This window comes from [Flexibacter] sp. ATCC 35208 (assembly GCF_001975825.1).
Classification (GTDB): Bacteria; Bacteroidota; Bacteroidia; order Chitinophagales; family Chitinophagaceae; genus Chitinophaga.
In genome coordinates, this window is the sequence record NZ_MTKN01000009.1 from 38,883 (window position 1) to 63,174 (window position 24,292).

At 44.6% G+C, this 24,292-nt stretch carries 23 protein-coding genes; 8 read left to right on the forward strand and 15 right to left on the reverse strand.

The genetic code is table 11. The annotated features are described in order from the left end of the window. Window positions 1-19: 19 nt before the first annotated feature. Genes BW716_RS08235 through BW716_RS08250 form a run of 4 tightly spaced genes read left to right on the forward strand, consistent with a single transcriptional unit; the run spans window position 20 to window position 5,880 of the window. A complete protein-coding gene (locus BW716_RS08235) occupies window positions 20-1,054 on the forward strand; it encodes an efflux RND transporter periplasmic adaptor subunit (protein ID WP_083722061.1) in 1,035 nt (344 codons plus the stop codon). Between the two features lie 8 nt (window positions 1,055-1,062). Then, window positions 1,063-4,122, forward strand: a complete 3,060-nt coding sequence (locus tag BW716_RS08240) for an efflux RND transporter permease subunit (protein ID WP_083722094.1) — start codon at window positions 1,063-1,065, stop codon at window positions 4,120-4,122. Beyond that, complete coding sequence (locus BW716_RS08245; RefSeq protein ID WP_083722062.1) at window positions 4,112-5,434, forward strand: TolC family protein; 1,323 nt, start codon at window positions 4,112-4,114, stop codon at window positions 5,432-5,434. Before BW716_RS08240 ends, BW716_RS08245 begins: the two co-directional genes overlap by 11 nt. An 11-nt stretch (window positions 5,435-5,445) precedes the next feature. Continuing rightward, window positions 5,446-5,880 (forward strand): DUF2147 domain-containing protein, encoded by a 435-nt coding sequence (locus tag BW716_RS08250; RefSeq protein ID WP_083722063.1) that lies wholly within the window; start codon window positions 5,446-5,448, stop codon window positions 5,878-5,880. A gap of 51 nt (window positions 5,881-5,931) precedes the next feature. Here the strand turns inward: BW716_RS08250 and BW716_RS08255 are convergent, their stop codons facing one another. From BW716_RS08255 to BW716_RS08285, 7 genes are all read right to left on the reverse strand, one after another. After that, window positions 5,932-7,227, reverse strand: a complete 1,296-nt coding sequence (locus BW716_RS08255; protein WP_083722064.1) for an HTTM domain-containing protein — start codon at window positions 7,225-7,227, stop codon at window positions 5,932-5,934. A 197-nt stretch (window positions 7,228-7,424) separates the two neighbouring features. Next, the gene (locus BW716_RS08260; protein ID WP_143708784.1) at window positions 7,425-8,306 is read right to left on the reverse strand and encodes a DUF5777 family beta-barrel protein; all 882 of its coding nucleotides are present in this window, start codon (window positions 8,304-8,306) and stop codon (window positions 7,425-7,427) included. 5 nt (window positions 8,307-8,311) lie between these two features. Then, window positions 8,312-8,854: a YceI family protein gene (locus BW716_RS08265; RefSeq protein WP_083722066.1), complete on the reverse strand. Its 543-nt coding sequence runs from the start codon at window positions 8,852-8,854 to the stop codon at window positions 8,312-8,314. A gap of 11 nt (window positions 8,855-8,865) precedes the next feature. Then, the gene (locus tag BW716_RS08270; RefSeq protein ID WP_083722067.1) at window positions 8,866-9,273 is read right to left on the reverse strand and encodes a cytochrome c; all 408 of its coding nucleotides are present in this window, start codon (window positions 9,271-9,273) and stop codon (window positions 8,866-8,868) included. 11 nt (window positions 9,274-9,284) lie between these two features. Then, window positions 9,285-9,704: a hypothetical protein gene (locus BW716_RS08275; protein ID WP_083722068.1), complete on the reverse strand. Its 420-nt coding sequence runs from the start codon at window positions 9,702-9,704 to the stop codon at window positions 9,285-9,287. Between the two features lie 34 nt (window positions 9,705-9,738). After that, on the reverse strand, window positions 9,739-11,226 hold the full coding sequence (locus BW716_RS08280) for a hypothetical protein (RefSeq protein ID WP_083722069.1): 1,488 nt from the start codon (window positions 11,224-11,226) through the stop codon (window positions 9,739-9,741). Continuing rightward, window positions 11,214-11,756: an RNA polymerase sigma factor gene (locus BW716_RS08285; RefSeq protein ID WP_235643557.1), complete on the reverse strand. Its 543-nt coding sequence runs from the start codon at window positions 11,754-11,756 to the stop codon at window positions 11,214-11,216. The genes BW716_RS08280 and BW716_RS08285 overlap by 13 nt, the downstream gene beginning before the upstream one ends. A gap of 193 nt (window positions 11,757-11,949) precedes the next feature. Between BW716_RS08285 and BW716_RS08290 the strand changes: the two genes are divergently transcribed. The 3 genes from BW716_RS08290 (at window position 11,950) to BW716_RS08300 (ending at window position 14,063) form a co-directional block, all read left to right on the forward strand. Next, on the forward strand, window positions 11,950-12,765 hold the full coding sequence (locus BW716_RS08290) for a hypothetical protein (RefSeq protein ID WP_083722071.1): 816 nt from the start codon (window positions 11,950-11,952) through the stop codon (window positions 12,763-12,765). Window positions 12,766-12,783: 18 nt separating this feature from the next. Then, window positions 12,784-12,999 (forward strand): hypothetical protein, encoded by a 216-nt coding sequence (locus BW716_RS08295; protein WP_083722072.1) that lies wholly within the window; start codon window positions 12,784-12,786, stop codon window positions 12,997-12,999. 131 nt (window positions 13,000-13,130) lie between these two features. After that, window positions 13,131-14,063 carry an AraC family transcriptional regulator gene (locus BW716_RS08300; RefSeq protein ID WP_083722073.1) on the forward strand — a complete coding sequence of 311 codons (933 nt, stop codon included), beginning with the start codon at window positions 13,131-13,133 and terminating at the stop codon, window positions 14,061-14,063. Between the two features lie 66 nt (window positions 14,064-14,129). Here the strand turns inward: BW716_RS08300 and BW716_RS08305 are convergent, their stop codons facing one another. The 8 genes from BW716_RS08305 to BW716_RS08340 form a co-directional block, all read right to left on the reverse strand. Next, entirely contained in the window at window positions 14,130-14,708 is a 579-nt protein-coding gene (locus BW716_RS08305; RefSeq protein ID WP_083722074.1) for a hypothetical protein, read from the reverse strand. 328 nt (window positions 14,709-15,036) lie between these two features. Beyond that, window positions 15,037-15,570 carry a YceI family protein gene (locus BW716_RS08310; RefSeq protein WP_083722075.1) on the reverse strand — a complete coding sequence of 178 codons (534 nt, stop codon included), beginning with the start codon at window positions 15,568-15,570 and terminating at the stop codon, window positions 15,037-15,039. Window positions 15,571-15,826: 256 nt separating this feature from the next. Further along, a complete protein-coding gene (locus tag BW716_RS08315) occupies window positions 15,827-16,453 on the reverse strand; it encodes a hypothetical protein (RefSeq protein WP_083722076.1) in 627 nt (208 codons plus the stop codon). 26 nt (window positions 16,454-16,479) lie between these two features. Further along, on the reverse strand, window positions 16,480-18,888 hold the full coding sequence (galA, locus tag BW716_RS08320) for a beta-galactosidase GalA (protein ID WP_083722077.1): 2,409 nt from the start codon (window positions 18,886-18,888) through the stop codon (window positions 16,480-16,482). Between the two features lie 216 nt (window positions 18,889-19,104). Continuing rightward, window positions 19,105-21,303: a multicopper oxidase domain-containing protein gene (locus BW716_RS08325; protein WP_235643559.1), complete on the reverse strand. Its 2,199-nt coding sequence runs from the start codon at window positions 21,301-21,303 to the stop codon at window positions 19,105-19,107. Window positions 21,304-21,359: 56 nt separating this feature from the next. After that, entirely contained in the window at window positions 21,360-21,674 is a 315-nt protein-coding gene (locus BW716_RS08330; RefSeq protein WP_083722079.1) for a hypothetical protein, read from the reverse strand. 8 nt (window positions 21,675-21,682) lie between these two features. Continuing rightward, window positions 21,683-22,063, reverse strand: coding sequence for a LytTR family DNA-binding domain-containing protein (locus tag BW716_RS08335; protein WP_083722080.1), 381 nt, complete (start codon window positions 22,061-22,063; stop codon window positions 21,683-21,685). After that, window positions 22,060-23,055 (reverse strand): sensor histidine kinase, encoded by a 996-nt coding sequence (locus BW716_RS08340; RefSeq protein ID WP_179091044.1) that lies wholly within the window; start codon window positions 23,053-23,055, stop codon window positions 22,060-22,062. The genes BW716_RS08335 and BW716_RS08340 overlap by 4 nt, the downstream gene beginning before the upstream one ends. A gap of 640 nt (window positions 23,056-23,695) precedes the next feature. Here BW716_RS08340 and BW716_RS08345 point away from each other — a divergent pair. Beyond that, the gene (locus BW716_RS08345) at window positions 23,696-24,286 is read left to right on the forward strand and encodes a DUF4255 domain-containing protein (protein ID WP_083722082.1); all 591 of its coding nucleotides are present in this window, start codon (window positions 23,696-23,698) and stop codon (window positions 24,284-24,286) included. Window positions 24,287-24,292 lie beyond the last annotated feature (6 nt).

Here is a 24,292-nt window from a genome sequence, read left to right on the forward strand (position 1 = left end):
TATAATTAATGTAGTGCTTATGTTACAGAAATGTACCTGTTGGCTAGCTGCCATCGTCATCTTCACCAGCAGTTGTCATACAGGAGGCAAACCATCCTCCACCCAGGATGCTGCCATTCCCGTGATCACCCAGGCCGTTCAGAACACCACCGCCAGCCATGCCATCAACATCAGCGGCAATATAGAAGGTAGTAAAACTGTACATCTTGGTTTTATGGTAGCCGGGAAGATCAATTATATCGCTGCCGACGAAGGACAGACCATTGCCAGCGGGCAATTACTTGCCAGTCTGGACCCGCAGAACTATGCCATTGCCAAGGAAATGGCGGATGCCAGTACCAACCAGGCACAGGATGAATTCAATCGTCTGAAACTCATGTATGACCGCAAGAGCATCAGTGAGAGCGACTTTAGCAAGATCACCAATACCCTTGCACAGGCACGTGCACAGCAAAAACTACAAGCCAAGAACCTTTCCGATACAAAACTCTTTAGTCCTATCAGCGGGGTTTTACTAAAGAAGAGCGCTGAAGCGGGTGAGATCACCAGTGCAGGGATGCCACTCTTCACCGTGTCAGATATTCGTACTGTGAAGGTGAATGCCTACATCCCGGAGAGTGAACTGAATAATGTGAAGCTGGGACAGGAAGCTGCTGTACTGGTAGGCGCCGTGAATGAAACCTTCCATGGTAAGGTTACTGAAGTGGGTGCTGCCGCCGATGCAGCTGCCCGCGCCTTTACGGTAAAGATCACCCTGGACAATCCCCACCTCCTGATCAGACCGGGTATGATCGCTGAAATCAAACTGGCCAGCGGCAATGTGAGCAATATCCTCGCCATTCCGGTGGAAGCGGTGATGCACGACATCGACGGACAAACCTACGTGTACGCAGTAGATCCGCAGCGCCACCAGGCTTTCAAAAGAAAAGTAAGCGTCGGCCAACTTAATGGCAACCTGATGGAGATCACCTCTGGCCTGAATGCCGGCGAACAGATAGTGACCGGCGGTCAGCAAAAACTCAATGACGGTGCTGTTGTTTCTCTCTCTAAATGATCTTCATCATGAATCTTGTACAATCTGCTTTAAAATATAAACAGGTGACGTTATCCGTACTACTGCTCGTATTTGCAGTAGGCGTGAACTCCCTGCTCACCATGCCCAGAAGGGAAGACCCGAAAATCACGATCAGGCAGGGGCTGGTGATCGCCTACTTTCCCGGCGCCAATTCTGCGCAGGTGGAAGACCAGGTGACGAAAAAACTGGAACAATACCTTTTTCAATTTGAAGAAGTAAGAAAGGATAAGACCTACTCTACCTCACAGGATGGCATGGTCATCGTGAATGTAGAACTGGGTGAAAAAGTAAAGAACCCGGATGTATTTTGGAGCAAACTGCGGCACCAGTTATTGGTAGGTAAGTCTATCGACTTTCCGCAAGGTGTACGCGGACCCATTGTGAACTCTGACTTTGGGGATACGGAAGCACTCGTGATTGGTATTGAAAGTGATGCCGCGACTTATACCCAGCTGAACGAATATGCACAGAAGATGGAAGATGCCATCCGGACCATCAAAGCATCTTCCAAGATCAAACGTATTGGCGAACAGAAAGAACAGATCACCGTTACTTCCAATTCTGAAAAGCTGGCACAATATGGTATCAATGTAACACAGGTAACACGCGTGTTGCAATCACAGAATACCATTATGGCGACAGGGGATGTAAAAACAGATGTGACCAAGGCACCACTGTATACGACTGGTTACTATAATACAGAAAACCAGATTGCCAACCAGATTGTGGGTACGACGAGAACAGGTGCGACTGTGCGTTTGGGAGATGTGGCCAGTATCAATCGTACTTATGCAGATCCTTCTTCGCTGATCACGGTGAATGGACACAAGGCCATGATGCTGACCGTGCAGATGCTGGAAGGCAACAACATTGTAAAATTTGGTGAAGCGGTGCAGCAGAAACTGGATGAGGTATCCAAGCTCTTACCATCCAATGTACATATCACTACGGTTGTGAATCAGCCGGGGTTGGTAGATGAAAACGTTTCTCACTTTATCAGGGAGTTCTTCCTTGCGATCATATCAGTCGTGATCGTAGTGATCTTATTGCTACCATTACGTATTGCGGCAGTAGCTGCTATGGCCATTCCGATGACCATTGCGGTGACATTTGCCATCATGCACCTGCTTGGGATAGAGTTACACCAGGTGTCACTGGCCGCATTGATCGTAGTATTGGGGATGGTGGTGGATGATGCGATTGTAATTGCAGATAACTACGTAGAATTACTGGATGAAGGAAAAGACAGATGGACGGCGGCGTGGAAAAGTGCAACAGACCTGGTAGTACCTGTGTTGGCAGCAACTGTAACGATCATCGCTTCTTTTATGCCGATGGTAATGATCACAGGTGCAGTAGGTGAATTCATTGTAGCGTTGCCGATTACAGTAGCCGTGGCATTGGGATCTTCCTTTATAGTGGCGATGGTGCTGACACCGTTGTTGTGCTTTACTTTCATCAAAAAAGGGTTGCACAGTCCGGAGAAAACGAAGAAGAGAAAGTCCTTGCTGGACCGAATGCAGCATGCATATAACAGTGCATTGGACTGGTGTGTGGTGCATCCGAAGACGGTGATCATTGGTAGTTTATTGACGATTCCATTGGCTGGTTTATTGTATACAAAAGGGATCAGACAAAAGTTCTTCCCTGCAGCCGAAAGGAACCAGTTTGTAGTAGAGCTGTGGATGCCGACAGGCACCAGACTGGAAAAGACGGATGATGCGATACACAGGCTCACTGCATTGATCAAAAACGATCCCCGTGTTACATCATATGCTACGTTCTCAGGTACGAGTGCGCCGCGTTTCTACTACAACTATTCACCGGAAGTACCTGTAAGTAACTACGGACAGATTTTAATTAACACAACTACAGAAGCAACTACCAATGCCCTCTCTTTGGAGCTGGAGCAAAAGGTAGCTGCTGCTGTACCGGAAGGTTTGCCACAGGTAAAACTGATGCAACAGGGCTCTGTGCTCAAGTCTCCGGTTGAAGTGCGTATTATAGGAGATGACATCAGCAGACTGAAACAGATTGGTGAAGAAGTGCAGAAAATCGTTCAGAACACCAAAGGTAGTTATCTCGTAAGAAGTGATTTTAGGGAAGACTATTATGGCGTAGGCATTCAGCTGAAAGATGAAGCCAACAGGCTTGGCTTTGCGACAGCCAGCATAGCACAATCAGTTTATACAGGTTTTAGTGGTTACCCTGTATCTACAATGTATGAGGGCAACAACCCGATTGACATTGTATTGAGGCTGGATGAAAAAAGCCGTCGCAGCTTTAGTGACCTGGAAAACATGTACCTGGAATCTCCGGTTACAGGTGCCAGTGTCCCCCTGCGTCAGATAGCTTCCCTTATTCCTGAATGGCAGACGGGTAAGATCATGCACCGTAATGGTGTAAGAACATTGACCGTGCTGAGTGAAACGGCAGACAATGTATTGCCTGCCGACCTGCTGAAAGCCATTCAACCGGCTATCAGCAAACTCACGTTGCCACCGGGTTACCAGATTGTATATGGTGGTGAAGATGCGAATAAGAAAGAGACATTCAGTCAGATGATGGTTGTACTGGCGATCAGTCTTGTAGCCATCTTCTTCATACTGCTCTTCCAGTTCCGCAACCTGAAAGAAGCCACTATCATCATGCTCACTATTCCGCTCAGTTTATTCGGTGCCATGGCAGGGCTGTACATGACGCATAACAACTTTGGGTTTACGGCTTTTGTAGGCTTAATCAGTTTGTCAGGTATCGTAGTGCGAAATGCCATCATACTCGTAGATCATACCAATGAACTACTGAAGCATGGCATGGACATACGTACAGCAGCGATTGAATCAGGCAAGCGCAGGCTGCGACCTATCTTCCTCACGGCTATGGCTGCTGCAATCGGGGTATTGCCTATGATCATTTCCGGCTCTCCTATGTGGAGTCCGCTGGCCAGTGTGATTGCCGTAGGGGTGGTATGGTCTATGATTGTCGCCCTGCTCACCGTACCCGTTTTATATATCGTATGGATCAAACCGACTTCCGATGAAAAGTAGATGCCTTCTCACACTCATTATATTCCTGCTCACGGCACCGTTGCTGCATGCGCAGCAAACGATGCCACTCGATTTGCAGCAGGCCATTGATCTCGCTTTGCAACATAACAGGGCACTGCACATCAAGCAACTACAACAGTCAGAGAAAACAGCGAAGCTGCATGAGGATGCCATCAGGCAATATCCTGCTGTCACTGTCAGCTCTGCGTATCAATATAACCAGAACCTGGGTGCATTGAATATTCCTGCCGGGTATTTTGGTTCCATCCCACTCGGGGGGACCAATATTAACCTGCCGAATGAAGATGCTTCTTTTGAACTGGGCAAACACAATAACTTCAATGCAGGTGTGACCGTATACCAGCCCATTACCCAGCTGGGTAAGATCAAAGCAGGGATGGAAGTGAGTAAGACGGATGTGTTGATTGCTGAACAGGAAAGCAGAAAGGTTTCTTTGCAAATAAGGCAGGCGGTAGAAAAACTCTACTATGGTTTATTAATTAATCAGCAACAACAGATCACGGCCAATGCTAATCTGCAATTAGCGCAGATGAAGCAGTTTGATATAGAGAGCGCACTGTTGGCCGGGAAAACTGTTGATGCCAGCAAAGCTGGTCTGCAGGCAAATGTAGCAGATGAGGAACAAAACCTGCTGAAGTTACAGATACAGGCAGATGATTATATGGCCGATCTGCAACAGCTGACAGGTATCACTGCGGACAGTGTGGTACTGGCGGAGGTAGATTACAATCCACAACCTATCAGCGATAGTATTTCAGGTGATAACAATGTGGATATACGGCTGGCGAATTTGACCCGGGTTAAAACCGAACAGGCGATCAAAGCAGCGCAACGTAGCTACCTGCCTGATTTTGGGTTGATGGCAGGGTATACTTATCAGACAGGGAATGTGCTGTATCCCAGCAGCAATCCTTTTATCGGTGCATCATTTAAATGGAATATACAGGATATCTTTTCCAATAAACAGGTATTGCATCAGCGCAATTTCCAGCTGCAACAGTCTGCCGAAAACGTAGCGAATACACAGGAAATTGTAAACCATGATATTGCGAAAGCTAAAAGGCGTATAAATCAGGCAATAGCCCTGATCGCCGTAGCACAAAAAGCTGTAAATTTCAGGCAGGATGAGCTAAAAATACAGCAGGACAAAAAAGATGCTGGCCTGAATATTGAAGCTGATCTGTTGACCACAAAATCAACGCTGGCCAAAGCGCAGGCAGACCTGCTGAGTGCTAAGCTCAATTACAGGATTGCCTTATCTGATCTGCGCATTTTGACTGGCGTTTATTAAAAAGTACTCACATGAAAAGGATCGCATTTTTATTAATTACCTTATTATTTTCCACGCAGGTATTGCTGGCACAAGACAAAATACTTGGTAACTGGCTGAATGAAGAAAAAGACGGCCGTATAGAGATTTATAAAACCGGGAATCAATATTTCGGGAAGCTGGTATGGGGGCGTGACCTCATGGAAGCGGACGGGAAGACACCCCGGAAAGACAGGACGGATACCAAGAATCCTGATGCTAAATTAAAGAGCCGGCAGTTATTGGGGCTTGTTCTTTTGACCAACTTCAAGTATGATGATGGGGAATGGACAGGCGGGAAAATTTATGATCCCAAGAGTGGGAAGACTTATAGTTGTACGATGAAATTCAAAGGAGAGAAACTCGAAATAAGGGGGTATATCGGTATTTCCATGTTTGGAAGAACGACTGTGTGGACGAGGGGGTAAGTTACCCGTGTTCCAGCTGGATAGTCCAGAATGAATGGACGAGGGGGTAAGTTACTCGTGTTCCAGTGGTACAATCCAGTTTGCATGGCGGTACGGCTCCCATGGCGTATTGGCCAGGTCCGTTTTCGGATCTACCAATGGTTGTGGGTGCCGGCCATTCAGACTCACTGAACTGACTGCATATATAGAGATGTTATGTATGCCCTCTTTTGCATAGATTTCTTTGATATGCTGTGCATACTGCCAGATCATATCAGGGAAGCCTGGCAGACTATTCAGACTTGCATAATTGAGCCTTGCTTCCGGCTCGTCTATCCATGATTTATGAGTGTCATTGTTTACTACCTTGAAATACACCCATCCACTTTTATTGCGTGACATCATTCTCCAGCTCATGCGAAATCCTTCTTCTGACCAGTAAGGTTGTGTACCAAACAAGAGATAACGTATGGGAAGTAATACCTGTATGAGGAGGTAAATGCCCATGGCATATACGGCCAGTTTTTTCCAAATAGTTAATGAGGCATTATTGGCTTTGGGCTTTAATGCAGGCCACCTTAACAATTGTCTGATCACATTTGGCGGATAAAAGAACAACATGGCAGACAAGGCCAGGAATGGGAAGATACCGATAGTGAAAACAACTGCATTGGTAAGATGGAAAATGCACGCTGCTGCCATTCCCCAGGTACGGGTACGACGGAATAACATCAGGGGTGTAATGAGGAAATCGAATATTATTCCTATGTAGCAGAGTAAATACCTGATCCGGTTGCTGGTCAGCGTACTTTCCAGATAGCGACCTGATAACCAGTCCGGGTAGAGTTTTGCAATAGCAGCATACGTATACACGATGCCAAACTGTGCGATGAAGAACCAGCTACACCATTGTGGGCAATAGCTGGATTTGATGGAGGGACGGCGCCACACATCAACAGAGAGGCGGCGGTGTGCAGGCATCATGCACATGAAGGAACATATGAGTATGATCAGGTAATAGTGGTTGTTATAGCCACATTTTTGCATGATATAAGTGGCGGTCCAGAGTAGTGTATAGCCGATCATTGCTACCCGGTAAAAAGCTCCCAGCATGATCATGATGGCCAAAAGGCCCATCAACAGAAAATGGAAATACATACCATTACCGGGCAGTGGACGCAACCATTCAAATCCTATAAATGGGAAGGTGAAGGCAGGCTCTATGAACAAAGTGCGTACCCTATCCGAGAAAATATCGTTGATAGATTGAAAGAACAGGAGGAATCCAAGGAGGATGCGAAAAATTACCAGTGGAGTATTGTCCACCGGCTTCCAAAAGCGGGAAGTCAGGCTATCAGCATTGGTCATATAGCCGGAAAAATAATAGCTATCTTACATTAGTGGAGGGAAATAACGACCAAACCGGAAATTTTGTAGGTAAATATTGCAAATTATATGGCTACCTGCCATGCAGGCAGCCATATAATTTGAGGAGTCCCTGCGGGGAGCTTAAATAAAATTGGGGGAGCCCCTGCGGGGAGCTTAATCGGAAATAGTTGCGTAGCTTACTTTTTGAAATTGAAATTTCTCGTGATATTGAATCCAAAATAGATATCTCCTTTACCCCAGCTACCGTCAGTTTTAGCCAGATAATAAGGACCTACCATGCCAGCGGCATTGGTAAATACCAGCTGGAATACGTGACCTCCCGTTTCGATATCAATACCACCGGATATGGCATCATATACTTTCGTACTTACTACCTGGTTACGCAGCAGGTAGTTGTACTCTGCGTTTACGCTCATCCGCTTCGTAAATTTCAACCGGCCACCTGCAGATACCGCGAAGAGATCGTTCTTATCTTCCGGCGTTGGCGTGAGGTTATAGTGAATCCAGGATGGCACGACTTCAAATGAGAATGCAGATGAAAACTTTTTAGCAATGATTACCTGTGTTGTGTAGGCTGTGCGATAGCCTGCATCGAGGTAAGGCTTGTCCGTATAGCGTTGTGTATAGTTTGTGATCAGACCATACAGGCTTACAGAGATGGGCATACCTGTTTCTTTTTGCTGCAGGAGTTTATACTTCAGGGAACCATCGAAAGTTTTGTCTACAGAGCTACGGCCCAACCCAACAGAGAAGCGGTCGGTGATACCGTAATCCAATGCAAAACGAATGGAGGCATTATCCAGACCGAAGAGTTCATAAGCACCACCGTTTAGTTTACCGAAACGGTGCATGATCATAAATTGCAGGCTTTTTTTTCCTGGCGACTCTACAGTAGGCAGGTTTACAATCTGTGTAGCCTTAAAGGTACCGGTTACCACCTGTCCTTTTTGTGATTCAGCTACGGCATCGTCCATCATTTTCATCAGACTGCTGTCCTGCGCCATCATATGGCCGCATACGAGTAATAAAAATATGGTTTGAATGATTCTTCTTTGCATATCCATTATTTTGATAAAGCAGTACAGGCAGCAACTACCTGAACTGAGATTTCTGAAGCAATTTTATCTTTTACCAGCGAAGGAATTTTAATATCGAAATCGGAAGGTTTTACCTTGAAGTCAGCTTTACCTGTTACTTTGCCATCGGCCACTTCAAATTCCGCAGGTGCACTCACTGGTTTGGTTACACCGTGCAGGGTGAGGTTACCACTTACCTGTACTTTGTAAGTACCGGGTGTGGTGCCTACATTGCCGGTGATCGTGCCTGTGAACTGGGCTTTGGGGAACTTGTCACTTTCTACATAGTTCTCGTTGTAATGGTCCTGCATCAGTTGCTTTTCAAACAGGAAGTTCTTTTGCAACAGGGTCAGGGCCACGGTCTTTTTCCCCAGATCGATGGCTGCCACTACTTGTCTGTTTTCCGCTTTGATATCTTCCAGCGGTGTTTTGGAATAGAAGTTCACTTTTCCATTGCGCGTCATGAATGTCTGTGCTTTGGCAGGCAGGTATAACAAACTGGCCAGCGCCATTACATACATTAGTTTCATATGTTCCTGTTTTAATTATTTTGAGCGCCGCGGGCGATCCAGTCTTTAATAATGTTGATATTGCAATCAGAGAGTTTGCTACCCCCCTGTGGCATGGCAGGATATCCGCTCGCGTGAGTGATGGTACCAATCAGGTTACCGTTGTTTACCTGTGTTAATACTTTTGCGTAAGTGTCGAGAGAGATACCGCCGCTGGCGCTACCATTACCATGACAGCTATAACAATTAGCTGAAATAATAGGCTGTACATTAGCAGCATATTTCATGTTTACGGTATCGCAGGTAGTGCCACCACCGGTTCCGGTAGTATCGGTGCCTGTGCTGGTCAGATCCTTTTCATTGTCTTTCGAGCAGGATGTTACCATGGTCAGGCAGTATACGATTGCGATTGCTGACAGGAGAAAGAATACACGCTTCATAATTTATAATTTTATTTAGTTGAGAGAATGGTCGCATCTACCAGGCTTACGTCCATCAAAAAGCCTGTGCATCTGCCTTTAACACGGATGGTTTCACCGTTTTTAGGTAGTTGATCTGAATTATCAGCAAGGCTACAGTTCACCCCACCGGGATTGGTTTCGCCAGCGGAGAGTAGTACGGAAACTTCCTTACCGTTTTGTTCTACATTCATGACGATGCCTGTAACTTCCAATACTTTGTTCTCGTACAGTTTACCGGCAGTCTTTTCATCTTTAGCATAAGTGCCATACAGTTCTCTGGCAGTTACACTATCATCTGTGTGCGCTTCGGCAGCGGTGGTTCTTGGTTTGTTGTACAAGTAGTAGCCTGATCCTCCTGCCATAAGGCATAGGAATACCGCTACGAAAAGGATTGTCTTTTTTCGCGTCATACAATTTGGATTTTAAAGTTGGAAGCCTACACGATTAACGGATAGATTTCGTGATGCCAATATTGATACCCATACTGGTAATGGGCAGGTCTCCGATACCGAGTCCTTTGGCAGGTATTTTCAAATATGGTTCTACACGGAGCTTACCTATTGCGCCGAGGTTGTGCTCCAATCCTACTCCCACGTTTATTATAGAAAACCAGTTTTGAGTTGCATTCTTATAAGCCCAGGAGCTGTTTTTCAGGTCTCCGGAGGTGGTCATGTATTTATAAGCATAGTCTTCTTTTTTCATCAGGTAAGATGATACACCTGCGTTAGCGTACCAGCTTGTATTTTGACCATTTTTAATAAAGTAGTGCACATTCACTGGTATCTCGTACATATTACAATAGCCATCTACGTTAATGATCTTCCAGTTTTGGATGTAAGGAATTTTTTCCTTGCTGAAGTAGCTTCCTTCAGAGTAGTAGCTTTTGTGATCATAGAGGAGACCGGTTTCCACAGCAAAGCTGCGGGAGATGCGGTAACCGACTATGATACCGGCGCCATATCCTACATCGTCCACGTGTTGCATTTTTACAGTGCTGATGTCAGGACTGGCGATAAGGCCGAAATAGAGGCCTGTCTGCACTTTGGCAGGGGACTGCTTTTTCTTTACTACTGGTTCTGCTGGCGTTTTCTTTACCTGCTCTTCTGCTGTTTCCTTTATTACTGGTTCAGTTGTGTTATTTATTACTGGTTCTGCTGTTATTGGCAGCGGAATATCCTGTACTGGTGTGGTGATCGTTGGCGTTGTAGTGTTACTGTCCACTGGTAATTTTTCCTGCACATTTTGCACAGGTGGAGTTGTAGGCTCACCAGCGAAAATGGAGGTACCCGAAATTGATTTATTGACGTCTTGTTTCTTTGTATTATTTGTTACAACACCAATAACGAAGGTTGATGTATGCTTATTGTTTGTCTTTGTTGTTTTATCAGAATTAAATCTATTATTGGTTAACCTAAGAGTAGGCGAAGCAAAAATAGAATTGGGAATAGTAGTATGAGTCGATGATTTTATCGGTGTTGTTGTATTTGTTATTGTATTGGTAGTATTATTAGTATTTATTGTATTAGTAGTGTTGGTATTATTATTAGTATTTATTTTATTGGTAGAAGTATTAGTAGTATTGGTATTATTGGTAGTAGTATTAGTATTTGTTGTTATCGCTGTTGTTGCTAAAGAATTAGTTGTTATTGCTGGTGTTGTCGTTATTGTTGTTGCTATTCCTGTTCCAGTACGCGGCAGCTTACCTGTTTCCAGAGGTGGCGCGTAGGATATAAAAAAAAGTATAGTCATTAGTATGCTTATGCCCAGCCATACCCACTTATTACCCCGCACGCCTTCCACTGCAGCCGGTTGTGGCTGTGCAGACTGCAGGCGACTACTGAGAGCATCCCAGTCCGCACCATCCGTTTTTAAGGGATACTGCGACGCCGCATTGCGGAATAATTCATCCATATCGTCATCTAAAAGCTGCATATATCAAATTCCCGTATGCCGTTATTTAATTTCTTTCTTAAATGTTCTCTTGCTTTTGAAAGATTTGATTTTGAAGTGCCTAAACTGATATTCAGCTTGTCTGCAATTTCCTGATGGGAAAACCCATCTATTACATACATGTTGAATACAACCTGATAGGAAGGAGGTAATTCTTTGATCAGGATGATCAGTTCTTTATAATATAACTTTTGTTCTGCGGATTGCCCCATATCGGGTGTTTCCCATACGTATTCCGGGATACCCCCTATTTCAGGGATCATATTCTTCCTGCGCAGTTCATCGATGGCCGTGTTTACCATGATCTTGCGCATCCACCCCAGGAGCATTCTTTCCAGATCCTCTCCTTCTTCATAGGTAAACCTGTCAAACCGGTTGAATAGTTTTACAAATCCGTCATTCACCACCTCAGTCGCTCTCTCATACCTGTATATATACCTGAACACAATTTTCAGGGCATATGCATAATACCGTTCGTACAGCAGCCGCTGGCACCTGGGCTGTGCATGCATACACCCTTCTATTATGGTCTTAAGTTGTTCCAAATGAGTAGCCGTCTGTATTTAATCTATACTATTATAATACGGAATCTGTTATCCAATGGTTGCCTGTGAGCAGAAATATTTTTTATCTTATAATTATCAAGTACTTATGTAATATTCAGGGATATTAAACCTGAACGATGAAATACAGTTCTAAGCTAATATGAAATTATCACATGCTATCAGCTACTGCTCCCTTTTGCTGGCACTGGGCACTAGTTGTAACAGAAATATAGCTCCACAGGAGCGTTTTCAATCCAGCCCTATTGATCCAGATGGTAATGCCTCCGAGTGGACGATGCCATTGCGCTATGCTAACAGCCAATATACACTGTCTTATAGTATTACCAATGACTCCCGGAATATTTATATCTGTGTCATGACTTCAGACCCCGAAATGAAACACCGGATCATGAAGGCGGGTATGAGCCTTTATTTTGATCCAAAGGGCAAACAGAAGAAAAAAATGGCCCTGGTATACCCGGAAAGGAACATGGATGGCATAAAAGTCCCAACTGTTTATAATACAGATGGCTTTCTGAATATGGAAAACGGGCAGCATAACCTGACGGATAAGATGACGGGGATTAAAATTGGATTAAATCCGATGGCTGATAGTGGCCTGGTATATGAGGCAGCGATACCATTGAACAGGGTGCTTGCCAATGGATTGTCAGAAAAAGCCCTCAGAAAGAGCTTTAGTGTGGGAGTTATGGTGAACCAGCTGCCTGGTAAGCGGGGTGGTCCGGGTGAAGGACAGGGTCAGGGTCAACGTCGTGGCGGTGGTGGCGGTTCTCCCAGGGTGTCATTTGGCGGAGGTATGGGCATGGGTGGCATGGGCAGCGGCATGGGTATGGGTGTAGGTATGGGCATGGGTGGTATGCGTGGCGGAATGGGTGGTGGCCGTGGGGGTGCACAGCAGGTGGAGGAAGATGTGACCTGGACTACTTTCCGGTTTTCGGCGGAAGAAAAAAAATAAAATCGCCATCTTTGCGCCATGAAATATGCCGACAAAGAGATCCAGGAGCTGGAAGAGTTCTATAAAACAGCGTCCTTACCCGATTCTATAGAATTATTCCATAGTACTACTATTACCGATGTAAAGGCTTTTGTACATAGCCATCTGCAGATTATGAAACAGCGACAGGGTGTACCAGTTTTTGAAGGGTTTTATGACAGGCTGGTTTTATTGAAGGAGAAACTTTCACAATAGTCGAACTCTGCTATAGTACTAAAACGCTTTTGCCTTCGGCAAAAGCGTTTTAGTTTATGGGATGAGGAGGATGGGGGGAAATAACCTGCGGTAAGCTTTAAAAGAATTCCCGTAATTTTACCGCCTTAATTATGAACACGCAGACGCCAATACTGGACATACCATCCACCATAAAATATTACCTGTCACTGGACAAAAAGGTCGCGCAAAGTTTTGGAATGGATAAATATGATGAGCTCCTGCACCCCGACAACTTCGCTATATTGAGCAACGAAGGCAGTGTTAAAAACGGAGCCCCCATTAAAACAGACCATTACGCCCTGATCCTTTGTATCAGGGGCACCTGCACAAAGACGGTCGGGCCTTTCACCTTCCAGGTGACACCACAGTCTTTGCATATTGTCTCGCCACGCTTTATCAATTCTTTTGAAAATGCATCTGAGGACCTGTTGCTCTATATGGTCATGTTTAAAAAAGAATTTATTTCCGATATTTTTATCAAACAAAGCGTACTCGACCCTTTGATGGACCTGCACCCTGAGTGCCCACCTATCTATAGTCTTTCTGACCACAACTTCCAAAAGATCAAATCACTCTATGAGAAAATAGACCTGGAGTATAAAGAAGAAAATCCTTTCTTTCTTCAGATGATCCGGTTACAACTGGTGGAATTACTCTATGAGGTGAACAGAACTTTTGAGAAATGTACGGACAGCCGCACGCACTACCAGCTGACACGGCAGTATACGCTTTTCATGAACTTCAGGGATCTTGTGGAAGAACATTTTCTCACGAAGAGAACGGTGCAGGAATTTGCCGACCTGCTACATGTATCGGCCAAGCATTTGAGTGAGGTGGTGAAACAGGAAACGGGGAAAAATGCGTTGCATATTATTCATGCGAGAGTATTTTTAGAAGCGCGGTTATTACTTACGACTTCTTCTCTCAGTGTTAAAGAGGTGTCGGACCAATTGAATTTTGATACCAGTTCTCACTTCAGCAGATTCTTTAAGAAGTTTGCGGACGAGAATCCTTCTGCTTACAAAAAAGTAGTTACGCCATAAAACGAAATAGTCGTCCGACATGCTAGCGGACGACTATTTTCACTTAACCATAAACCCCTATACAAACTAAAGTTTAAATGCGTATGCTACTCTGACACCTATGACATTGTTGGATGTTCCACCATCGACAAATTTAGAGTTGCCATCAAATTTCACGGCAGCATCCAGGTAATTGCCTTTGCCCAGTGGAATCAGGTAACCTATCTGCGGTGTGTACACGAAAGCTGCTGACTTATCGTTGTACACGCCGGTGCTATTGGTAATAAAGCTTACGCCCGCCTGACCCTGTATGTATACATTGTTATTGCTGAACGGATAATACTTCAAACCTAATTTTACCGGAATTAACTGCAGATCATCCAGGCCTGGTGTATTGTCGGCAAAGATATTGGTGTAACCTGCGTTCAGGTTAATGTACAATGTACGTTTTACCAATGCATAATCTGCCTGTACAGAACCACCCAGGGTCCAGTTGTAATGATCTTTGAGATTACCTAATGGAATGCCGGCCTCGGGGCCTACGCTTAATAGAAATGCGGGTCTGTCTGTCGTAACCTTATCATCCTTGCTCTGTGCCTTTGCGCCTACTGCTACTGCTAAAAATAAACCTAATGTAACAAGTCCTTTCATTACTTTCTTTTTCATCGTCTTCCGTTTTAATCTTTGTCTAATGTTTATTGTATCAATCTTAAATTCTTATTGTAATGTGAGATAATCGAGATTGAATTAGCATTCATTATCAGGATGCAATTAATCATCTTTCCCACCTTGCATCATTCATGCATCAATCTTGTATTCTTTCTTTATTGGCCTTTAGAGGATCGTGCATAGATCAATTATAAGGATGCAATTAATTTTCTTTTCCACCTTGCATCATTCCTGTATCAATCTTGTATTCTTTCTTTATTGGCCTTTAGAGGATCGTGCATAGATCAATTATAAGGATGCAATTAATTTTCTTTTCCACCTTGCATCATTCCTGTATCAGCTGTATATTTGCCTCGAGCTGTACATCCTCTCCCAGCAACAATCCGCCAGCTTCCAGTACAGCATTATATGTCAATCCGAATTCCCATCTGCTGATGTTTCCCTTCACTTCAAAACCCATTTTCCTTCTGCCATAACCATCTACAGCTACGCCACCATATTCTGCTTCCAGTTCTATGGGACGACTCACGCCTTTCATGGTCAGTGTACCTGCCAGGCTATATTTATCGCCCTTCATTTTTCTGAAGTAAGCGGATTGAAATGTTATTTGTGGAAAGTGTGCCGCATCAAAGAAATCGGCGGACTTTAAGTGGGTATCTCTTTGTTCCTGGTTGGTATCTATACTGTGTACATCCAGTGAGAAATGAACTTCTGCATTGTCGATCTGGTGTGGATCGGAGAAGGTTGCACCACCATTGAAGTTATTGAAGGCACCGGTTACATTCGAGATAACAAGGTGTTTGATCTTAAACTGAACACCTGAGTGATCAGGGTCAATGATCCATTTCTTTTGATTCATAAACTTGCGCGATTTGTCATTAATTCCATACAAAAGTAGAACGTCTGACGCGTTGCATCAATTCCAAAAAAGCACAAAAAAAGACCAATTTTCCCTGTCGCCGGCGAGGCAGGAAAAATTGGTCATGTATTCCGATTTATTGGTTTCATTCAATGAGCCATTACCTTCTACCTTTGCATCGCAATGAAAATTGCAGTTTTAACAGTTGTAGGTTTAAGTAATAGCCGTTTCGCCTCTGCGTCATGGCTTTTTTTATTTACAAACCATCCAGCTGCATTGCTTCCAATATCTGGCAATGATAAATGTAATCATACACAGAAGTCACTTCTGTCGGGTAATTGAGTCCATATGGCCAGAAGTGCTGACTATCTCCATACAATACTGCTGTTGAATTACCAGTGAGTGTTCGCAATGTCTGCGTGGCATAGGTACCTGTATAAGTTCCACTTACGATCAGGGTATTCCACCATACACTCGTAGTGCCTACGCCTACTGTATGTGCTATTTCGTGCAGCGCAGTGGCCAGGTTCATATAATACGTGTTGGAGCCAAAACGGATACTTCCATTAATATTGCCATCGGCAGTGGATACCGAAGGCACATAGGTCACAGTGATCGCTTTGGTGTAGGTGGTATAATGATTCATATACCATACGGCGCTATCCATGGCAGCAGTGATGAGGGTGTACGCTGCCTGCTCTGTGGACGTAGGACTACCCGATCTGACCAGCGTATAAGTCACGTTGCCAGTGACAGCAGCTTCGCTACTGGTACTGGCAACGTTATTAGATTTGATATCGGGCAGGTCTTCTGTTTTTTTACAGGCAGCTATTAAGAGCATTACAAGGCTGATTGCTACTAGCAAACGGGGTTTTCTTTTCATTTTTGAGGGTTTTAAAAAATTACAGATTAAAATGTAACGGTAGCTGCCTCCAATCCATTTCCTGTAGCTTTTAGTACCACTGCTCCTGGTTTGTTTCCTGCTTTGATGATCAACTGAGCATGCCCGTTGAAGAGGCTGCGTTGCCATGCACCTGGTACACATTTATCGGGTTCATGACTGCTGGGATCACCATTGCCGACACCGATGATGTCTGCCTGGCCATCCAGTGAGAAGTGGATCATATCGCCGGCTACGGGCACTATTCTGCCCTTATCATCCACTGCACTCACGTTTACTACGACAGCGTCTTCGCCATCAGCCTGCAAAGTTGTCTTTGAGGGGGTTAATACAATCCGTTTAGGAGCACCGGTGGTTTCTACCTTGCTGGTGATCTTTTTACCTTTCTTATAAGCTACCGCTTCGAGGGTACCGGGTTCATAGTTGACGCTCCAGCGGAGGTGTCCATTGACCGGCATATCTTTTTTTCCAAGGCTTTTGCCATTGAGGAAGAGTTCTACATTTTCTGCATTGGTATTGATCCATACCAGTACGGGCTGTCCTTCTTTTCCTTGCCAGTTCCAGTGTGGGGCAATGTTCAGCACATCTTTGTCCGTCCACCAGGCCTGGTAGTAGTAATATACATTTTTAGGGAAGCCGCACATGTCCATGATACCAAAGTGAGAGTTGATATTTGGCCAGCTGTAGGGCGTAGGTTCACCACGATAGTCGAAGCCTGTCCAGGCAAAACCACCCATAAACCAGGGGCGTGCGGCGGCCAGTTTCCACCAGATCTCCGCAGTAGATGCCCAGGATGGGTAGGTGCTGTCATAGTCAGGTACATAGCCGTTTACGGTATCTTTTATGTAGATGCCGCGGGTGGTGACAGTGCTGGCTACTTCTGTGCCTATTACCGGTTGTTCAGGATGATCTTTGTGATAGCCATCGATGCCGCCGAGGTTATAGTTGAAACCGCGTACGGGAATTACTTCGTTCACACCATGAAATATGTTCGGCATATTTGCAGCATAGGTGCTGGTGCGGGAAGGATCCAGCTCCTGCTGTACGAACAGGTTGTGTTGGGCAATGCGCTTGCCTATGTCGGTATATTGGGTTTGGAATTCTTCGTTACCGATAGACCAGATGAAGATGCTTGGATGGTTTCTGTCTCTCAGGATCAGCTTGCGCAATTGCCCTTCGTATTCAGGACCACTGTTTAGTAATCTGGTTTCATCCATTACGATCATACCAAGGCTATCGCAGGCATCCAGTAACTCAGGGGTAGGAGGATTGTGGCTGGTGCGATAGGCGTTGGTACCCATTTCTTTCAGCAATCCAATTCTATAGTATTGGAGGTAGTCGGGTAAGGCGGCGCCTACGCCGGCATGGTCCTGATGACAACATACACCCTGTACTTTGATGTTTTTACCATTGAGGAAGAAGCCTTTATCCTTGTCCATTACAATGGTGCGAACACCAAAACGCACTTTCATACTATCGATGGTTTTACCATTTGATTGTACGATAGCGACGGCACGGTATAGATAGGGGTTTTCCAGTGACCAGAGTTGTGGTTGTGTGATGGTTAAAGCCTGTGAGAGCTTTTTGCTTTCATTGATGGCGAGGGACAGTGGTTGTGGTTTGCTTTGTGCCAGTGTCTTGCCTTCCCTGTTGGTGATCACGGTGTATACAGTGGCATTGGCAGGGGTGATATTTTCATTCTTTACAGTAGTTTCGATGGTGACGATAGCATCGTTTCCTTTTTGTGTGGAGTGAACAAATACGCCACCGTCTGTAGCGATGTGAAGGTTGTTGGTGACATTGAGCCATACGTGGCGGTAGATGCCAGCTCCTTCGTAGAACCAGCCTTCATTTTGAGTGGCGTCGGCGCGGACTACGAGGACGTTGGGTTTGTCGAATTGTAATACATCGGTGATGTCGTAGGAGGCGCCTGTGTAGCCGCTGAAGTTACCGCCGAGGTAGTAGCCGTTTACCCATACTTTGCTGTCGCGGTATACGCCGTCGAGTTGGATGACGAAGCGGTTGCCGGAGTCGGCGCGGGCTATGTTGAAGGTTTTGCGGTACCAGCCGATGCTGTTTTCGGGGAAGCCGCCGCCTACTGGTTTGTAGCCTTTTCCTTCGAGGTCACCTTTTTTTGAATATTGGAATGGCAGGGCGACAGCCCAGTCGTGTGGGAGTTGGATGTCTTGCCAGGTGTTATCGTTGAATTTGGGTTCGATGCAGGTGTTGATTGCGGAACCCGATTTTGAGAAGGAGGTTTCAAGGCCATAGTTGAAATCTCTTTCTGCGTTGCCGGCGTGGCCGAGGGAGAATTTCCAGTTTGAGTCGAAGTTGATGTGTCTGCGTAGTGGTGACTGCGCAGCGGCGGTGAGGCCGATGGTTAGTGCTGAGAATAAAAGCAGCAGGTCTTTTTTCATGATAATGATTTTCCTTACGTGGTGAGAGGAGAGCAATATAGGAATTAATAATTGTAAAAAAGACAGTTTTTATCATATATAGGGGCAAAAAAAATCATCAGCCTTCGGCAGATGATTTTTTTTCGGGAGCGGAAGAAGCCTGTATCAGCAGGCCTCTCCGCAGATTATTGTAGCAGATCACAATGACAAGTAAGGTTAATATTTGCGTAGCATTAGTTAATATCTAAGCGTGACACCTGCGCCAAAACCCATGTCGCTATCGTAGTGAGTAGATAAAGCCAAGTAATTTGTCCAGATGTACCGGAAGCCGGCCATGTATTCGCGATCTGTGTTTGCCATGAACTGGAAGCGTAGCCGGCGGGTGATAGGAATATCTTCGCGGCTTAGTTGCAGTCTGAGTTTGCCATCGGTATCGATGGAGGCATCGGCAGTAATCAGCATGGGTAGCGTATATTCGAGACCTGCATGCAGTACACCGCGTTTATTGCGGGTATTGGTCTGGGCGAATAAGTTTTTTTCTGGTTGTTTTTCACGGCGGTAGCGGAAATCCCAGCCGATATAGGGGAATAACCATTGCATGCGGCCGAGGTAGCGGCCAAAATGGCTTTCTGTTTCATAGCCGTTTTCTGCGTTGAGGCCGACTCTCCATTCTGTTTGTAAACGGTAGCGGGTATTGGCAAATTGTATGGTACCATCGCTGCCATTGCTTTCTAATCCGACTTCTGCCATCGTATGAATTTGCCTGTCATCAGCTTTTATTTTCCGGTATGACTTTTCAGGATTTGGGAGTTCAGGATTGACAGGTGAATTTTCGTAACTGAACACACGGCCCATGCCGCTCATCATATGGTATAAGATGTGGCAATGGAAGAACCAGTCACCGCTTTCTGTGGCGGCAAATTCGATGGTATCTCTTTCCATTGGCATAATATCAAGGGTGTGCTTTAGGGGCGAGTAATCGCCCTGACCATTCAGTACACGGAAGAAATGACCGTGTAGGTGCATGGGGTGGCGCATCATGGTATTGTTGTATAAAATGATGCGGACGTTTTCTCCTTTTTTAATGAGGATCTTATCTGATTCGGAAACGGTTTTGTTATTGATTGTCCATACGTAACGGTTCATGTTGCCGGTGAGGTCGAAATGGAGTTCCTTTATGGGACCGGCGGGCAGGGTTGTTTTTTCGGTAGCACGGAGCATGCTGTAATTGAGGGTGACAAGGTCATCGTTATTGCTCATATTGCCCATGTCGCTCTTATTCTTGTCCATATGCATATTCATATCCGAATGCATGTGGTCCATATTGCCAGCAGGCTTCTTTTTGCGATCCAGTTCAGGATACATCACTGTATTCATATCCATCTGCTGTGATGACATATTCATCCCCATATCATCCATATCTCCATTCCTCTTCATCATGCCATTCATCATCTTCATCCCTTCAAAATATCTTAATCGGGGCAAACGATCTGCTGGCATGGCCATCCCACTTCCTAACAGCACAGAAGTACTATTCGTTCTATCTTCTGAAGTAGCGAGAAATTCATACTGCATATCTTCAGGAATCGTTACTACCACATCATATGTTTCTGCTACACCTACAATTAAGCGATCTACTTCCACAGGTGCTACATCCTTTCCATCATTTGCTACTACGGTAATCTTTCCGCCTGAATAAGTGAGCCAGAAATAAGTAGAAGAACTCCCATTCACCACACGCAATTTCACTTTATCTCCCCCTTTGTATTGAAGCAATGTATCTGTGATCTTTCCATTCGTCATGAAATGATTATAATATACATCGCTCACATCCATTGCCAGCATGCGTTTCCATTCATTCGTTACTTTGGTACCGAATTTACCGGCTTTGATCGCCTCTCCATAACTTTGCACACTATTCTTTTTTACAGAGAACCAGTCTGACGCATTATGCAAATATCTGTCTACCGTATGTGGATTCATGTGGGTATAATCACTCAGCAGCATGGTATATTCATTCTGTGGCTGTTCCTTCCTTTTATGAATTACAATTGCGCCATACAGTCCACTCTGCTCCTGGAGCATGGTATGTGAATGATACCAGTAAGTACCATTTTGAATAACAGGAAATTTATATTCATGGGTTTCTCCTGCTTTGATAGGCGCCGTGGTGAGATAGGATACACCATCGTATCTATTGGGCAAAAGAATACCATGCCAGTGAACAGACGTTTCCATCCCCATCTGGTTGTGTACGTAGATTAGTGCGGTATCACCTTCTGTAAATTCCAATACAGGGCCGGGGCTTCCACCATTAATGGTCATTTCATGGTGCATGTGACCATGGGCAATATACAGGTCATATCGCACAGTTCGCTGTGCAAAGGCTGCTGTATAACACAGCGACAGTAAAAGTATAGATAATAGATTCCTCACCTGATAAAGATAAACCAGGAACAGGTATAGAATTTCAGGGGAGTTGTATAAAATTATTAGTTCTTACTGAAGGTTATCCTGATAAAGTGAGATTCCCATTGTTCAATGTCATGCTTATACATCTCTTCCACCTTAAAGTGTGGGCTGGTTGGAGACTGTTCCGGAGCAGGCGCCACACGGCAGTGATGCTTATATTCCAGTATGATCCCTGTCGAGACTATACTCTTTTGTATCACTTTAGGTGTGGGCACCTGAGGTTCCGAAACTATAAAAGGCCCCCCTTTCTTTCTTTTTCTAAATAACACCATCGACACAGCGATGGCTACAACCGGCAGAAGGAATAATAGTTCCTTCGTCAAGTTACTTTCCATAAAAAAAACTAAAGTATCCCTGTTTGCTGCAAAATAGCTGCCTGCATGGCGGCCTTGTCTACGGCCTGCAGGAAACGGTCATACTGAAATGGTTTTAAGAGAAAATCGGCTGCCCTGGCATTGAATCCTTCGATCGCATATTCGCTGTAAGCAGTTGTAAACACAACTACCATTTTGCGGGGTAATGATTTATAAAAGTCCATTCCTGATACGTTTGGCATTCGGATATCAATGAACAATACGTCTATCAAATGCTCTTCCAGATATTCTAATGCTGCTGCCGTGCTGGTAAATACCTGTTCCAGGCTTATAAGATCTGTTTTATTACAATATGTTTTGATAACCTGCAGTGCAGGTGGTTCATCGTCTATCGCTATTGCTTTCATCATGCCAGATCCATTGAAAGTTGTACAGAAAATTCCTCTTCATTCTCTGTTATATTTAACTGATGTCGGGAGGGGTATAGTAATTGTAACCTTTTGATGGTGTTCTCCATTCCTATCCCCTCCCCGTCTACCTGTCTTTTGCTCACTTTTCTATTGGTCACATGAAGGACCAGTTGTTGTGCTGATAACTGAATAATGATATTTATATCTGATGGGGCATCCGGATTTACACCATGCTTAAATGCATTTTCTATGAAGGAAATCAGGATGAGCGGTGCTATCTGCAAATCATTTGTACCTACCTGTACCTGGCTATGAATAGGTGCTGTATTTCCCAGTCTGGCCTGTTGTAGTGAGATATAACTGGTAATATACTTGATCTCACGTTCCAGTGGTACCTTGTGTTGGTTGGCATCTCTGAGCACATAGCGCATCAGTTCAGATAACTCTATAATTGCATCCGGTGCGGCATCGTCCTTGATCAATACCAGAGAATAAATACTATTCAGGGTATTGAATAAAAAATGCGGGCTGATCTGTCCTTTCAGATGCATCAGCTCATCATTGTACCGGGCCGTCTCTGCCAGAAACCAGCGGTTTCTGATACGCAGTAATACTGATGTAAGTATGACGATAGCGAATAGGAATATATGATGCCTGATCTGCTCAGGAAAACTTCCTCCGTTCGGCATAGGTCCCATCCCATGTGCATCCGGCATTGGCATCGGTGGTACAGGCGCAGGCTGCCAGGGTATATGTCCCGTAAGCAGGGAAGGCAGTACACAAATCATAATGAATGCCAACACAATACCTGTCAAATATAATGCATACCTCCGCTTAAAATATATGACGGGGATCAGCCAGTAATAATTGAGATAAAATACAAGCAGCATGAGTGCATTGCCGATCAGGTCCCTGATATCAGGACGGGAAAAGTATCCCGTTTCCTCAGGCGGCCTGGGAGAAAGCAACAGGGGTACGAACAAAAATGCCATACTCCCAAATATGTGGTACCATATGTACTTGCGGTCCCTGGCCATGAATGCTGATACTTTTTAATTTATCCCTCCCGGTAAATACCTTCCCCCCGGAAGGCAGTTATGGATACTATGCAATTTGCCAATTTTACAGATTCCCAAATGAGGAATGAGGTAAAATGGCATTTTTTGTAGGTATAAAGTTGAATTTACCGTATTTCTACGCATGAAGTTCCGGAGAAATACTGGCTCTATATTCATAGTATGGATGTAACTTACGTGGAAACTAATCGAACATGGAAAAAAATTAAAGCAAAGGATTTGTTTGAATTTCAAGATTTAGTTTTAATTTCACGACATCATTTACCTTTTTACCCCAAAAACGATAGATAGCATATTGACAAACCTAAAAGGTAAATGAATCACAGCATCCATTTTTTGAAAGAACCTGGTAATTTTCAACTGACTTATTTATTTACCCCAAAACACAACTATCCAGTAATGAATTATCACTGATTTTTCATAGAACTGTAGCGCGTCTGTGAACAGAGAGTTCCCCACTATAAAGGGAATCACGCATCTATTACTGTACTTTACGCATATCATCCTGCATGATATAGTGTCTGGTTATTCCATGTCGTTAATTAATCAATTAACAATGATTGATCGTGCACTTTTGTTGTTGAAAGAAGAGCTGGAATCTTATCTGAGCATTACTGATGCTGCAGCGACTGTTGTTATTGACAACATCGGTCTTTTTGAAACAGCTGCCGGTACACAACTACCGGACAACATCGTACTTACCCTTGTCAACCTTGAGGAAGAAAGTACGCTAAAGAATAATACACCTCTGAAGAAAGGCAGCAGTAGTGCTATATACCAGAATCCACCGGTGTTCCTGAACCTGTATGTACTGTTTGTATGTAACTACGGTGGTAGCAAATACGTAGATGCATTGAAGCGATTGAGCTACGTGATCCAGTTTGTACAGGGGAAAAGTTCTTTTCACTATGCTTCCGATACCGGCAGTTTGCCACCCGGCGAAGATGTCCTGGATATGAAGTTTACCCTGGAGCTTTATACCCTGACCTTCGAACAGATCAACCATCTATGGGGATCTCTGGGTGGCAGACAAATGCCATTCGCTATGTATAAACTCCGCCTCATTGCACTCACGTCGAACAACAGACTGAGAGAAGTACCACTCATTGAAGAAATAGAAAATAATAACGCCCCCATAAACAGGTGATCTAAC

Bases quoted from the DNA above. Each gene is read 5' to 3' on its own strand.
- galA (WP_083722077.1), bottom strand. From the start codon at position 18,888: ATGAAAAAAGACCTGCTGCTTTTATTCTCAGCACTAACCATCGGCCTC.
- BW716_RS08285 (WP_235643557.1), bottom strand. From the start codon at position 11,756: ATGCATGCACAGCCCAGGTGCCAGCGGCTGCTGTACGAACGGTATTAT.
- BW716_RS08290 (WP_083722071.1), top strand. From the start codon at position 11,950: ATGAAATTATCACATGCTATCAGCTACTGCTCCCTTTTGCTGGCACTG.
- BW716_RS08310 (WP_083722075.1), bottom strand. From the start codon at position 15,570: ATGAATCAAAAGAAATGGATCATTGACCCTGATCACTCAGGTGTTCAG.
- BW716_RS08255 (WP_083722064.1), bottom strand. From the start codon at position 7,227: ATGACCAATGCTGATAGCCTGACTTCCCGCTTTTGGAAGCCGGTGGAC.
- BW716_RS08330 (WP_083722079.1), bottom strand. From the start codon at position 21,674: ATGGAAAGTAACTTGACGAAGGAACTATTATTCCTTCTGCCGGTTGTA.
- BW716_RS08300 (WP_083722073.1), top strand. From the start codon at position 13,131: ATGAACACGCAGACGCCAATACTGGACATACCATCCACCATAAAATAT.
- BW716_RS08260 (WP_143708784.1), bottom strand. From the start codon at position 8,306: ATGCAAAGAAGAATCATTCAAACCATATTTTTATTACTCGTATGCGGC.
- BW716_RS08345 (WP_083722082.1), top strand. From the start codon at position 23,696: ATGATTGATCGTGCACTTTTGTTGTTGAAAGAAGAGCTGGAATCTTAT.
- BW716_RS08245 (WP_083722062.1), top strand. From the start codon at position 4,112: ATGAAAAGTAGATGCCTTCTCACACTCATTATATTCCTGCTCACGGCA.
- BW716_RS08280 (WP_083722069.1), bottom strand. From the start codon at position 11,226: ATGCAGCTTTTAGATGACGATATGGATGAATTATTCCGCAATGCGGCG.
- BW716_RS08335 (WP_083722080.1), bottom strand. From the start codon at position 22,063: ATGATGAAAGCAATAGCGATAGACGATGAACCACCTGCACTGCAGGTT.
- BW716_RS08270 (WP_083722067.1), bottom strand. From the start codon at position 9,273: ATGAAGCGTGTATTCTTTCTCCTGTCAGCAATCGCAATCGTATACTGC.
- BW716_RS08275 (WP_083722068.1), bottom strand. From the start codon at position 9,704: ATGACGCGAAAAAAGACAATCCTTTTCGTAGCGGTATTCCTATGCCTT.
- BW716_RS08265 (WP_083722066.1), bottom strand. From the start codon at position 8,854: ATGAAACTAATGTATGTAATGGCGCTGGCCAGTTTGTTATACCTGCCT.
- BW716_RS08315 (WP_083722076.1), bottom strand. From the start codon at position 16,453: ATGAAAAGAAAACCCCGTTTGCTAGTAGCAATCAGCCTTGTAATGCTC.
- BW716_RS08340 (WP_179091044.1), bottom strand. From the start codon at position 23,055: ATGGCATTTTTGTTCGTACCCCTGTTGCTTTCTCCCAGGCCGCCTGAG.
- BW716_RS08235 (WP_083722061.1), top strand. From the start codon at position 20: ATGTTACAGAAATGTACCTGTTGGCTAGCTGCCATCGTCATCTTCACC.
- BW716_RS08250 (WP_083722063.1), top strand. From the start codon at position 5,446: ATGAAAAGGATCGCATTTTTATTAATTACCTTATTATTTTCCACGCAG.
- BW716_RS08305 (WP_083722074.1), bottom strand. From the start codon at position 14,708: ATGAAAAAGAAAGTAATGAAAGGACTTGTTACATTAGGTTTATTTTTA.
- BW716_RS08295 (WP_083722072.1), top strand. From the start codon at position 12,784: ATGAAATATGCCGACAAAGAGATCCAGGAGCTGGAAGAGTTCTATAAA.
- BW716_RS08240 (WP_083722094.1), top strand. From the start codon at position 1,063: ATGAATCTTGTACAATCTGCTTTAAAATATAAACAGGTGACGTTATCC.